At 65.2% G+C, this 13254-nt stretch carries 10 protein-coding genes and 1 tRNA gene; all 11 read right to left on the bottom strand.

What is annotated here, in order from left to right; genetic code table 11:
* Window positions 1-80 precede the first annotated feature (80 nt).
* Complete coding sequence (locus ABIC63_RS26060) at window positions 81-635, bottom strand: LemA family protein (RefSeq protein ID WP_354321899.1); 555 nt, start codon at window positions 633-635, stop codon at window positions 81-83.
* 140 nt (window positions 636-775) lie between these two features.
* Entirely contained in the window at window positions 776-5011 is a 4236-nt protein-coding gene (gene rpoC, locus ABIC63_RS26055; protein ID WP_354321898.1) for a DNA-directed RNA polymerase subunit beta', read from the bottom strand.
* A gap of 19 nt (window positions 5012-5030) precedes the next feature.
* Window positions 5031-9155 (bottom strand): DNA-directed RNA polymerase subunit beta, encoded by a 4125-nt coding sequence (rpoB, locus tag ABIC63_RS26050; RefSeq protein ID WP_234197933.1) that lies wholly within the window; start codon window positions 9153-9155, stop codon window positions 5031-5033.
* 252 nt (window positions 9156-9407) lie between these two features.
* Window positions 9408-9782 carry a 50S ribosomal protein L7/L12 gene (gene rplL, locus ABIC63_RS26045; RefSeq protein ID WP_017762045.1) on the bottom strand — a complete coding sequence of 125 codons (375 nt, stop codon included), beginning with the start codon at window positions 9780-9782 and terminating at the stop codon, window positions 9408-9410.
* Between the two features lie 47 nt (window positions 9783-9829).
* On the bottom strand, window positions 9830-10357 hold the full coding sequence (gene rplJ, locus ABIC63_RS26040) for a 50S ribosomal protein L10 (RefSeq protein WP_043118149.1): 528 nt from the start codon (window positions 10355-10357) through the stop codon (window positions 9830-9832).
* Window positions 10358-10615: 258 nt separating this feature from the next.
* A complete protein-coding gene (gene rplA / locus ABIC63_RS26035) occupies window positions 10616-11314 on the bottom strand; it encodes a 50S ribosomal protein L1 (protein ID WP_017762043.1) in 699 nt (232 codons plus the stop codon).
* A 1-nt stretch (window position 11315) separates the two neighbouring features.
* On the bottom strand, window positions 11316-11747 hold the full coding sequence (gene rplK / locus ABIC63_RS26030) for a 50S ribosomal protein L11 (protein ID WP_017762042.1): 432 nt from the start codon (window positions 11745-11747) through the stop codon (window positions 11316-11318).
* A gap of 146 nt (window positions 11748-11893) precedes the next feature.
* The gene (nusG, locus tag ABIC63_RS26025; RefSeq protein WP_234197934.1) at window positions 11894-12478 is read right to left on the bottom strand and encodes a transcription termination/antitermination protein NusG; all 585 of its coding nucleotides are present in this window, start codon (window positions 12476-12478) and stop codon (window positions 11894-11896) included.
* On the bottom strand, window positions 12478-12861 hold the full coding sequence (secE, locus tag ABIC63_RS26020; RefSeq protein ID WP_017762040.1) for a preprotein translocase subunit SecE: 384 nt from the start codon (window positions 12859-12861) through the stop codon (window positions 12478-12480). Before secE ends, nusG begins: the two co-directional genes overlap by 1 nt.
* A 159-nt stretch (window positions 12862-13020) precedes the next feature.
* Window positions 13021-13096 (bottom strand) — tRNA-Trp (locus ABIC63_RS26015).
* 63 nt (window positions 13097-13159) lie between these two features.
* On the bottom strand, window positions 13160-13254 hold a 95-nt coding region (locus tag ABIC63_RS26010), incomplete at its 5' end, for an EF-Tu C-terminal domain-related protein (protein ID WP_072445389.1).

Raw genomic sequence — 13254 nt, 5'->3', positions numbered from 1 at the left:
ACGGCGATGGTAATGGGTGCCCGTGCGCTGCCCAGGCAGCGCTCCGGCGGAAGACGGCGGCGCCCTGCACCCGAGACGAGTCAGACCAGCGGTGCCGCCACCTTGAAGCGGGCCAGCCAGGCCACCAGGATGGCCGGGAACTGGCGAACCGCCGCGTTGTACTGCGTCACCGCGGCATTGAACTGGGCCTGCGCCACTTCGACATGGGTGGGCGGCAGCGGCCATGCCGTGCCGGCAAGCAAATCGCCGGCCAGCAGGGCCGGCAGGGCCTGGCCCGCGGCCTGGGCATGCTGGTGCCAGGCCGCCGCCCAGGCCCGCACGGCAGTCGCCAGCGCGGCCATGGTGGGGGCATGCAACGGCCGAAGCCGGGCCGCACCCAGCGAGGTCGCCAGCTGTCCGCAGGCGCCACGCAGCGTGGCATCCAGGCCCCGCTGGACTTCGTCGGCAGACGCCGGCGCCTGGGCGAGGAGTGCCTGCACATGCTGCACCTGCGCCATCAGCGCGGCATCGAGCTGCGCATAGGCCTGAACGGCCGTCGAACGCAGGCGCACGAGCCGGTTGTGGGCACCGACATACCAGAACACGCCGATGGCGATCACGCCCCAGCTGGTCAGCGAACTGGCCCAGCCGTTCATGGCGAACCCCCGGCGGTCGGTGAATGAAGAAACGCCCTCGCGCCGATGAGGGCGGGAGGGCGTCGGGACGCGATCATGGAAGCGATGCGGTCGTCTTGCGCGGCAGGCGCATGGCCCTGCGGGGCCATGCGCGTCACGGCTTATTCGCCAGCCGGGGCTTCGCCCGCGTCGGCCGTGGCGTCGGCCGATTCGTCCGAGGTGGAGGCGGCCAGTTCGGCGGCTTCCGCATCGGCGATGGCGCGGCGCTCGGCCTCGTCCATGGCTTCCTTGGCCTTGCGGGCCTGGTGGTACGCCAGGCCGGTGCCCGCGGGAATCAGGCGGCCGACGATGACGTTTTCCTTCAGGCCGCGCAGCTCGTCGCGCTTGCCCATGATGGCCGCTTCGGTCAGCACACGCGTCGTTTCCTGGAAGGAGGCCGCGGAGATGAACGAGTCGGTGGACAGCGACGCCTTGGTGATGCCCAGCAGCAGGTTGCTATAGACCGCCGGGATCTTGCCTTCGCGCTGCAGGCGCTCGTTGGTGTTGAGGATCTCCGAACGCTCGACCTGCTCGCCCTGGATGTAGCCGGACTCGCCGGCGTTCTCGACCACGACACGGCGCAGCATCTGGCGAACGATCACCTCGATGTGCTTGTCGTTGATCTTCACACCCTGCAGGCGGTAAACGTCCTGGACCTCGTCCACGATGTAGCGGGCCAGCTCTTCGGAACCCAGCAGGCGCAGGATGTCCTGCGGATCGGCCGGGCCGTCGACCACGACTTCGCCCTTGTTCACCACCTGGCCTTCGTGCACCAGGATGTTCTTCTCCTTGGGCACGAGCTCTTCCCAGACCTTGCCTTCGGGGTCGGTGATCTGCAGACGGATCTTGCCCTTGGTCTCCTTGCCGAAGGAAATGGTGCCGGTCATCTCGGCCAGCAGGCCCTTGTCCTTGGGCGAGCGGGCTTCGAACAGCTCGGCCACGCGGGGCAGACCGCCCGTGATGTCACGGGTCTTCTGGCCTTCGACCGGGATGCGGGCCAGCACTTCGCCGGGGCCCACGTCCTGACCGTCGCGCACCTGGATCAGCGCGCCCACCTGGAAGCCGATGGCCACCGAGTGGTCGGTGCCCGGGATCTTGACTTCCTGGCCCTGCGCGTCGAGCAGCTTGACCAGCGGACGCACCACCTTGGCGGCGCCGCGGCGCTTCGGATCGATCACCACCAGCGTGGACAGGCCGGTCACTTCGTCGACCTGCTTGGCCACAGTGACGCCCTCTTCCACGTTCTCGAACTTCGTCTGGCCGGCGAATTCCGTGATGATGGGTCGGGTCAGCGGATCCCAGTTGGCCAGGATCGTGCCAGCCTTGATCTGCTGGTCGGCCTTGATCGTCAGCGTCGCGCCATACGGCACCTTGTGACGCTCGCGCTCGCGGCCGTGCTCGTCCTGGATGATGATCTCGCCCGAACGGGCAATCACCACCAGCTCGCCCTTGGAGTTGGTCACGTAGCGCATCGTGGCGTTGAAGCCGATGATGCCGTTCGACTTGGCTTCCACGCTCGAGGCGATGGCGGCGCGCGAGGCGGCACCACCGATGTGGAAGGTCCGCATCGTCAGCTGCGTGCCGGGTTCGCCGATCGACTGGGCGGCGATCACGCCCACCGCTTCGCCGATGTTCACCAGGCCACCGCGGCCCAGGTCGCGGCCGTAGCACTTGGCGCACAGACCGTAGCGGGTGGCGCAGGTCAGCGCGGTGCGCACCTTCACCTCGTCCACGCCGGCGGCTTCGAGCACCTCGATGACGTCCTCGTCCAGCATCTCGCCGGCCTTGACCAGCACGCTGCGGTTTTCGGGATGCAGCACGTCGTCGGCCGTGGTGCGGCCGAGGATTCGGTCGCGCAGCGACTCGATCACTTCGCCGCCTTCCACGATGGCGCGCATCGCGGTGCCGTCGCTGGTGCCGCAATCCGGATCGGTCACGACCAGATCCTGCGTCACGTCCACCAGACGGCGGGTCAGGTAACCCGAGTTGGCCGTCTTCAGGGCCGTGTCGGCCAGACCCTTACGGGCACCGTGCGTGGAGATGAAGTACTCCAGCACGTTCAGGCCTTCGCGGAAGTTGGCCGTGATGGGCGTCTCGATGATCGAGCCGTCCGGCTTGGCCATCAGGCCCCGCATGCCGGCCACCTGGCGGATCTGGGCGGCGGAACCCCGCGCGCCCGAGTCGGCCATCATGTAGATGGAGTTGAAGGACTCCTGGTCCACTTCCTTGCCATGGCGGTCGGTGACCTTCTGCTTGGACAGCTGGGCCATCATCACCTTGGAGACGGCGTCCCCCGCGCGGCCCCAGATGTCCACGACCTTGTTGTAGCGCTCGCCGGCCGTGACCAGACCCGAGACGTACTGCTGCTCGATCTCCTTCACCTCGCGCGAGGCGTCGTCGATGATCTTTTCCTTCTCCGGCGGCACCAGCATGTCGTCGATGGCGATCGAGATGCCGGCCTTGGTCGCGAGGCGGAAGCCGTTCTGCAGCAGCTTGTCGGCGAAGACCACCGTCTCCTTCAGGCCGCAGCGGCGGAAGGAGGCGTTGATCAGCTTGGAGATCTCCTTCTTCTTCAGCGCCTTGTTGATGTTGCTGAAGGGCAGGCCCTTGGGCAGGATCTCCGACAGCAACGCGCGGCCGACGGTCGTGTCCACCAGGGAGGTCGAGGGTTCGAACTCGCCGGTGTCCTTGTTCTTGTTCCACTCGGTGATGCGTACCGCCACCTTGGCGGTGAGCTCGACCTGGCCGGCGTCCAGCGCGCGCTGCACTTCACCGATGTCGGAGAAGATCAGGCCCTCGCCCTTGCCGTTGATGCGATCGCGGGTGGTGTAGTACAGGCCCAGCACCACGTCCTGCGAAGGCACGATGGAGGGCTCACCCGAGGCCGGGAACAGCACGTTGTTGGAGGCCAGCATCAGCGTGCGGGCTTCCACCTGCGCCTCGACCGACAGCGGCACGTGGACGGCCATCTGATCGCCGTCGAAGTCGGCGTTGAAGGCGGCGCAGACCAGCGGGTGCAGTTGGATGGCCTTGCCTTCGATCAGGATCGGCTCGAAGGCCTGGATGCCCAGGCGGTGCAGCGTGGGGGCGCGGTTCAGCAGGACGGGGTGCTCCTTGATCACCTCTTCCAGGATGTCCCACACCACCGGAGTGCCGGCTTCGACTTCCTTCTTGGCGGCCTTGATCGTCGTCGCGATGCCCATGGCTTCGAGGCGCGAGAAGATGAAGGGCTTGAAGAGTTCGAGCGCCATCAGCTTGGGCAGGCCGCACTGGTGCAGCTTGAGCGTCGGGCCCACCACGATGACCGAACGGCCCGAGTAGTCGACGCGCTTGCCCAGCAGGTTCTGGCGGAAGCGGCCGCTCTTGCCCTTGATCATGTCGGCCAGCGACTTGAGCGCGCGCTTGTTGGCGCCCGTCATGGCCTTGCCACGGCGGCCGTTGTCCAGCAGCGAATCCACGGCTTCCTGCAGCATCCGCTTCTCGTTGCGCGCGATGATTTCCGGAGCCTTCAGCTCCAGCAGGCGGCGCAGACGCGAGTTGCGGTTGATGACGCGGCGGTACAGGTCGTTCAGGTCGGAGGTCGCGAAGCGGCCACCGTCCAGCGGCACCAGCGGACGCAGGTCCGGCGGCAGCACGGGCAGCACGTCCAGCACCATCCACTCGGGCTTGATGCCCGACTTGCGGAAGGCCTCGAGCACCTTCAGGCGCTTGGAGTTCTTCTTGACCTTGACTTCGGAGCCGGTCAGGTCGCCGCGCAGGCGTTCGATCTCGGTGTCGAGCTCGATCGATTGCAGCAGGTCCTTGATGCCTTCGGCGCCCATCTTGGCGATGAACTCGTCACCGTATTCGGTGCGCTTGGCCTCATAGTCGTCCTCGGTCATGATGCCGAACTTCTTCAGCGGGGTCATGCCGGGGTCGACGATCACATAGGCTTCGAAGTACAGCACGCGCTCGATGTCGCGCAGCGTCATGTCGAGCACCAGGCCCAGACGCGACGGCAGCGACTTCAGGAACCAGATGTGGGCGCAGGGCGCGGCCAGGTCGATGTGGCCCATGCGCTCGCGGCGCACCTTGGTCTGCGTGACTTCGACGCCGCACTTCTCGCAGATGACGCCGCGGTGCTTCAGGCGCTTGTACTTGCCGCACAGGCACTCGTAGTCCTTGATGGGCCCGAAGATCTTGGCGCAGAACAGGCCGTCGCGCTCGGGCTTGAAGGTGCGGTAATTGATGGTCTCGGGCTTCTTCACCTCGCCGAAGGACCACGAACGGATCTTCTCGGGCGAAGCCATGCCGATCTTGATGGCATCGAAATGCTCATCCGGCGTGAACTGCTTGAACAGGTCGAGTAGCGATTTCATGTGACTCTTTCCCTTTCAATTACGAGCGCTCGAGCTCGATGTCGAGACCCAGCGAGCGGATTTCCTTGACCAGCACGTTGAACGATTCCGGCATGCCGGCCTCGATGGCGTGTTCGCCCTTGACGATGTTCTCGTAGACCTTGGTACGGCCCTGGACGTCGTCGGACTTCACGGTGAGCATTTCCTGCAGCACGTAGGAGGCGCCATAGGCTTCCAGCGCCCACACTTCCATCTCACCGAAGCGCTGGCCGCCGAACTGGGCCTTGCCGCCCAGCGGCTGCTGCGTGACGAGCGAGTACGGGCCCGTGGAGCGGGCGTGCATCTTGTCGTCGACCAAGTGGTGCAGCTTCAGGAAGTGCATGTAGCCGACGGTCACGGGACGGTCGAAGCGATCGCCGGTGCGGCCGTCGTAGAGGTAGGCCTGGGTACGGCTGTCGGTCAGGCCCTTGAGCTTGGCGATGTCGTCCGGGAAGGCCAGCTTCAGCATCGCGCGGATGTCCTCTTCGGTCGCGCCGTCGAACACCGGGGTGGCGAAGGACACACCGTTTTGCAGGTTGTGCGCCATCTCCACGATGTCGGTGTCGCTCAGGGCGTCCAGGTTCTCCTTGCGGCCGGTGCTGTTGTAGAACTGCTCCAGGAACTGGCGCAGCTCCGCCACCTTGGCCTGCGTCTGCAGCAGGTCGCCGATACGCTGGCCGATGCCCTTGCCGGCCCAGCCCAGGTGCACTTCCAGCACCTGGCCCACGTTCATCCGCGAGGGCACGCCCAGCGGGTTCAGGCAGATGTCGCACGGCGTGCCGTCGGCCATGTGGGGCATGTCCTCGACCGGAACGATCTTGGACACCACGCCCTTGTTGCCGTGGCGGCCGGCCATCTTGTCACCGGGCTGCAGGCGGCGCTTGACGGCCAGGTACACCTTGACCATCTTGAGCACGCCCGCGGGCAGCTCGTCGCCCTGCGTGAGCTTCTTGCGCTTCTCTTCGAAGGCCAGGTCGAAGCTGTGGCGGGTCTGCTCCAGCGAGTTCTTGATCGACTCCAGCTGCATGGCGACCTCGTCCTCGGCGGGACGGATGTCGAACCAGTGGAACTTCTCGACCGAGGACAGGTAGGCCTTGTCCAGCTTGGTGCCCTTGGCCAGCTTGTTCGGGCCGCCATTGGCGACGCGGCCGGTCAGCAGCTTCTCGATACGGTCGAAGGCGTCGGCCTCGACGATGCGCAGCTGGTCGTTCAGGTCCAGGCGGAAGCGCTTGAGCTCGTCGTCGATGATCTGCTGGGCGCGCTTGTCGCGCTGGATGCCTTCACGCGTGAAAACCTGCACGTCGATGACGGTGCCCGAGGAGCCCTGGTCCACGCGCAGCGAGGTGTCCTTCACGTCGGAGGCCTTCTCGCCGAAGATGGCACGCAGGAGCTTCTCTTCCGGCGTCAGCGTGGTCTCGCCCTTGGGCGTGACCTTGCCCACCAGCACGTCGCCGGGGGTGACTTCGGCACCCACGTAGATGATGCCGGACTCGTCCAGGCGGTTGAGCTGCTGCTCGGCCAGGTTCGGGATGTCGCGGGTGATTTCCTCGGCGCCCAGCTTGGTGTCGCGGGCCATGACCACCAGCTCCTCGATGTGGATCGAGGTGTAGCGGTCGTCGGCCACCACGCGTTCGGAGATCAGGATCGAGTCTTCGAAGTTGTAGCCGTTCCACGGCATGAAGCCGATCAGCATGTTCTGGCCCAGGGCCAGCTCACCCAGGTCGGTGGAGGCACCGTCGGCCACCACGTCGCCCTTGGCCAGCTTGTCGCCGCGCTTGACGATCGGACGCTGGTGAATGTTGGTGTTCTGGTTGGAACGCTGGTACTTGATGAGGTTGTAGATGTCCACACCCACCTCGCCGGCCTGCGCTTCGTCGTCGTTGACGCGCACCACGATGCGGGTCGCGTCCACGTAATCGACGATGCCACCGCGCGTGGCCGTCACCACGGTGCCCGAGTCCACGGCCGAGACCCGCTCGATGCCGGTGCCCACGAAGGGCTTCTCGGGACGCAGCACGGGCACGGCCTGACGCTGCATGTTGGCGCCCATCAGTGCGCGGTTCGCGTCATCGTGCTCCAGGAAGGGCACGAGCGAGGCAGCCACCGACACGATCTGCGCGGGCGACACGTCCATGTACTGGATGCGGTCGGCGCCGACCAGGATCGATTCGCCCTTCTCGCGGGCCGACACCAGGTCGCCGGTCAGGCGGCCTTCCTCGTCCAGCGCGGCGTTGGCCTGGGCGATGACGTACTTGCCTTCCTCGATGGCCGACAGGTAGTCGATGTCCATCGTGACCTTGCCATCCACCACGCGGCGATACGGCGTCTCGATGAAGCCGTACTCGTTCAGGCGGGCGTACAGGGCCAGCGAGTTGATCAGACCGATGTTCGGGCCTTCCGGCGTCTCGATCGGGCACACGCGGCCGTAGTGCGTGACGTGCACGTCGCGCACTTCGAAGCCGGCGCGTTCGCGCGTCAGACCGCCTGGGCCCAGGGCCGAGACGCGACGCTTGTGCGTGATCTCGGACAGCGGGTTGGTCTGGTCCATGAACTGCGACAGCTGCGAGGCGCCGAAGAATTCCTTCAGGGCGGCCGAGATCGGCTTGCTGTTGATCAGGTCGTGCGGCATGAGCGGCTCTTGCTCGGCCTGGCCCAGACGTTCCTTGACGGCCTTCTCGATGCGAGCGAGGCCGGTGCGGTACTGGTTCTCGGCCAGCTCGCCGACGCAGCGCACGCGGCGGTTGCCCAGGTGGTCGATGTCGTCGACTTCGCCGCGGCCGTTGCGCAGGTCGACCAGGATCTTGACCACGGCGAGGATGTCCTCGTTGGTCAGGACCATCGGGCCCGTGGACTCTTCGCGGCCGATCTTGGCGTTGAACTTCATCCGGCCCACACGCGACAGGTCGTAGGTGTCCGGGTTGTAGAACAGGCGCTGGAACAGGGCCTGCACGGCGTCTTCGGTCGGCGGCTCGCCGGGGCGCATCATGCGGTAGATGGCCACGCGGGCGGCGAACTCGTCGGCCGTCTCGTCGATGCGCAGGGTCTGGCTGATGTAGGCGCCCTGGTCCAGCTCATTCGTGTAGATGCACTGGATCTCCTGCACACCGGCGGTGCGCAGCTTCTTGAGCACGGTCTCGGTCAGCTCGTCGTTGGCCTTGGCCAGCACCTCGCCCGTGTCGGGGTCGATGATGTTGCGGGCCAGCACGCGGCCGACCAGGAAGTCTTCCGGCACGCTGATGTGCGTGGTGCCCGACTGCTCCAGCTCACGGGTGTGGCGGGCCGTGACGCGCTTGTCCTTGGCCACGATCACCTTGCCGGCCTTGTCGGTGATGTCGAAGCGTGCGACTTCGCCGCGCAACCGCTCGGAGACGAACTCCATCTGGCCGCCGCTGTCCATCAGGCGGAAGTTGTCGTTGACGAAGAAGTTCGCCAGGATCGATTCCGGGTTCAGGCCGATGGCCTTCAGCAGGATCGTGACCGGCATCTTGCGGCGGCGGTCGACGCGGAAGTACAGGATGTCCTTCGGGTCGAACTCGAAATCCAGCCAGGAGCCGCGGTAGGGGATCACGCGGGCAGAGAACAGCAGCTTGCCCGAGCTGTGTGTCTTGCCCTTGTCATGCTCGAAGAACACACCGGGGGAGCGGTGCAGCTGCGACACGATCACGCGTTCGGTGCCGTTGATGATGAAGGAGCCCTTGTCGGTCATCAGGGGCACTTCGCCCATGTAGACCTCTTGTTCCTTCACTTCCTTGACCACCTTGGACTGCGAGGTCGAGGACTCGCGGTCGTAGATGATCAGCTGCACCTTGGCGCGCACGGCCGAGGCGAAGGTCAGGCCCCGGGTCTGGCACTCGCGCACGTCGAAGGCGGGCTTGGCCAGGTTGTACTCCAGGAACTTCATCTCCACGAAACCGTTGTGGGAGACGATCGGGAAGGCGGCGTTGAATGCGGCTTGCAGGCCTTCGTCGCTGCGTTTCTGGGGCGCCGAGGCGGCTTGCAGGAAGGCGGTGTAGGCGTCCTTCTGCATCTGCAGAAGGTAGGGAATCTGGACGACGCTGTCGCGGTTGCCGAAGCTTTTGCGGATTCGCTTGCGTTCGGTATAACTGTAGGTCGATGCTTGGGCCATGAGAGCTCCGGGGCTTGAGATCATCAGCGACTAGGGTCAGCAACGCGCGGGCGTTCCTGCTTGGCGGCTGGCCACTACCAGCCGATGGCGGACGGCGATGCATTGCACATCGCCCGAACCAAGAGTCCTTCTGCAGTCGGGGTCAGAAGACACTCGAAAGCCACCGCATCGATGCGGCTTTCGGGTGCGCTCTGAAAGCGGCAAAGGCTGGAAGGCCCGCGAGGGCACTTCCAGCCTCCAGAGGGGCCTGAATTACTTCAGTTCCACCTTGGCGCCGGCTTCTTCCAGCTTCTTCTTGGCGGCTTCGGCGTCGGCCTTGGCCAGGCCTTCCTTCACGGCCTTGGGAGCGGCTTCCACCAGGTCCTTGGCTTCCTTCAGGCCCAGGCCGGTGATTTCGCGCACGGCCTTGATGACCGACACCTTGTTCGCGCCGGCTTCGGTCAGCACGACGTTGAACTCGGTCTTCTCTTCGGCGGCCGGAGCGGCAGCGGCGCCACCGGCGGCCGGAGCGGCCATTGCAGCGGCGCTCACGCCGAACTTCTCTTCGATGGCCTTGACCAGGTCGTTGAGCTCGAGGACCGTCATGCTGTCCAGAGCGGTCAGGAATGCGTCTTTATCGAATGCCATGTTGATTTCCTAAAACAGATTGGGTTGATTGCCGCGCGATCAATGGATCAGGCCGCGGCGGCCTCGGCTGCAGGTTCTTCTGCAGCGCCTTCGCCACGCTTGGCCGCCAGGGCACCCAGCACCACGGCGGTGCGGGAAATCGGCGACATCAGCAAGCCGCACAGCTGGGCCAGCAGCACTTCCTTGGTAGGAATGTTGGCCAGTTGCTTCACGCCTTCCACATCCAGGGCCTTGCCACCGAAAGCGCCACCGCGAATCACCAACTTGTCGTTGGTCTTCGCGAAGTCGGCCACCACCTTGGCGGCAGCGACGGCGTCTTCGGAGAAGCCATAGATCAGCGGACCGGTCATCTGGTCGCCGACGACTTCGAATGCGCTGCCAGCCACGGCACGGCGAGCCAGCGTGTTCTTCAGAACACTCAGGCTCACACCCTTGTCGCGGGCTGCGTTGCGCAGACGGGTCATGTCGGCCACCGTGATGCCACGGTATTCCGCCAGGACGAGCGTTTGAGCTTTAGCGGCGAGGCCGGTCACTTCAGCAATGACCGCTTCTTTCTCACTGCGATTCAGACTCAAGGTCTACTCCTTTTCAATGTCGCCCGGTTGCCCGGACGACGCCTTCATGCAGCGACCAACTGTTTCGGAACCGGAATTCCTTGCAGTGGGATCGCCATCTGCGCTGGCCGACCTTCGGTCGATTAAGGCGCCGGGGTTCGCACCCCGGCCGCCGCCAGCGGTCTTGGATGGCCCGGAGCCCCTTTCCATAGGAAGAAGGCCCCGGCCCACCACATCCGCCAGGCCGTCCGAGGACAGCCCGGCAAATCACGTTCAGGCTCAGGCCTGGGCGATGGACTGCGTGTCCACGCGCACGCCCACACCCATGGTGGACGACACGGCGACCTTGCGCAGGTACACGCCCTTGCTGGTGGCCGGCTTGGCCTTGTTCAGCGCGTCGATCAGCGCCACCAGGTTGCCCTGGAGCTTGTCGCTGTCGAAGGAGCGGCGGCCGATGGTGCCGTGGATGATGCCGGCCTTGTCGACACGGAACTGCACCTGGCCGGCCTTGGCGTTCTTCACGGCCGTGGCGACGTCGGGGGTCACGGTGCCGACCTTGGGGTTCGGCATCAGGCCGCGCGGGCCCAGGATCTGACCCAGCGTACCGACCACGCGCATCGCGTCAGGGGCAGCGATCACCACGTCGAAGGGCATGTCGCCCGCCTTGACTTGCGCAGCCAGGTCGTCCATGCCGACGATGTCGGCACCAGCGGCCTTGGCTTCCTCGGCCTTGGCGCCCTGGGCGAACACGGCCACGCGCTTGGTCTTGCCGGTGCCGTTGGGCATCACGACGGCACCACGCACCACCTGGTCCGACTTCTTGGCGTCGATGCCCAGCTGCACGGCCACGTCGATGGACTCATCGAACTTGGCGGTGGCATGTTCCTTCACCAGCGCCAGCGCGTCGGCCAGCGGGTACAGCTTGGTGGTCTCGACCTTGCCCTGCAGGGCCTTTGCCTTCTTGGTCAGCTTGGCCATCTCACACGCCCTCCACGTTCACGCCCATCGAGCGGGCCGAGCCGGCGATGGTGCGCACTGCGGCGTCCAGATCGGCGGCGGTCAGATCCTTCATCTTGGCCTTGGCGATCTCCTCGAGCTGAGCGCGGGTGATCTTGCCGACCTTGTCGGTATGCGGCTTGGCCGAGCCCTTGTCCAGCTTGATCGCCTTCTTGATCAGCGTGGTCGCCGGAGGCGTCTTGATGATGAAGGTGAAGCTCTTGTCCGCGAAGGCGGTGATCACCACCGGCAGCGGCAGACCGGGCTCGACGCCCTGGGTCTGGGCGTTGAACGCCTTGCAGAACTCCATGATGTTCAGGCCACGCTGACCCAGCGCGGGACCGATCGGCGGCGAGGGGTTGGCCTTGCCTGCCGGCACTTGCAGCTTGATGAAGCCGACGATTTTCTTCGCCATGCTTGACTCCTTGCGGGTGATAGCGCCACGGATGTTTCCGCGGCTCCCCGGGGTTGCGACTCAGGAAAAAGGCGGACCGCCGAGTCGAAAGGCGCGGACCACCCGAAGCCGCGACTGGCGCTGCCAGCCGCGTTCTTGTCTCTGTCTCAGGTCTTCTCGACCTCGGCGAAGCCGAGTTCCACCGGCGTTGCGCGGCCGAAGATCATCACGGACACGCGCAGCTTGTTCTTTTCGTAGTTGACTTCCTCGACAGTGCCGTTGAAGTCAGTGAACGGGCCTTCCTTGACACGCACCAGCTCGCCCACCATGAACTCCACCTTGTGGCGGGGCTTCTCGGTGCCCTGCTGCATCTGGTTGACAATCTCGTCCACCTCACGCTGCGAGATCGGCGCAGGCCGGTTCTTGGCACCGCCCACGAAGCCCGTCACCTTGCTTGTGTGCTTGACCAGGTGCCAGGTGTCGTCATCCATCACCATCTCGACCAGCACATAGCCAGGGAAAAGCCGGCGCTCCATGGTGCGCTTCTGGCCGTTCTTGACGTCCACCACCTCTTCGCTGGGCACCAGGATGCGGCCGAACTTGCCTTGCATGCCCGCGCGGTTGATGCGCTCGGTGATATTGCGCTCGACGGCCTTCTCCATCCCCGAATAGGCATGGACGACATACCAACGCAGGTCCGGATTGGCCGGCTGCGCCGGGGCGGTGGTGTCGTTGTCGACGGTGTCGTTCATTACTTTTTCCAGCCCAGCAGCAGGTCGTAGAAGAACCACTCCAGGGTCTTGTCCGTCACCCACAGGAACAGCGCCATGATCACCGCAAAGGCGAAGACGTAGGCGGTCATCTGGATGGCTTCCTTGCGCGTCGGCCACACAACCTTGCGCACTTCGCGCCAGGCGTCACGACCAAAGCCGTAAAGACGCTTTCCGCTCTCGGAGACGGCGAAGACGGCCACGGCCGCAGCCATGCCCACCAGCAGCACGCCCCATTGAACCCATGCCCCCTGCCGGGCCAGCATGTAGAACGCCACCAGCGAACCCAGCAGCAGCACCACGGCTGCCGCCAGCTTGGCCTTGTCGGCGCCCGTCTGGACCGTTTCGATTTGAGTTGTGGCCATCTCGGCAAATTCCTGGCCTTGCGGCCTGTATAGACGCCTGTTCGGAAGACGCCGAAGCCCGCCGGAGCGCGGCGGGCTTGAATCTGTTCGTTTTCGCCGAATCGGAGTCGGCTGGATCCGTGCTGTGAGGTTCCGGACCCATCGCCACCCACTAGGAGGTGGCAGGGGCAGTAGGAATCGAACCTACAACCTTCGGTTTTGGAGACCGACGCTCTGCCAATTGAGCTATACCCCTAAGACCTGATCAACAGGCTTCGAGACGCCACCACGACGGTGAGCGTCCCGGAACACCGAATAATTACTCGATGATCTTGGCCACGACGCCGGCGCCGACGGTACGGCCGCCTTCGCGGATGGCGAAGCGCAGGCCTTCTTCCATGGCGATCGGGGCGA

It is taken from the genome of Pseudacidovorax sp. 1753, from assembly GCF_040544975.1.
Lineage (GTDB): Bacteria > Pseudomonadota > Gammaproteobacteria > Burkholderiales > Burkholderiaceae_C > Xenophilus.
This window is presented reverse-complemented; position numbering and strand designations above follow the sequence as displayed.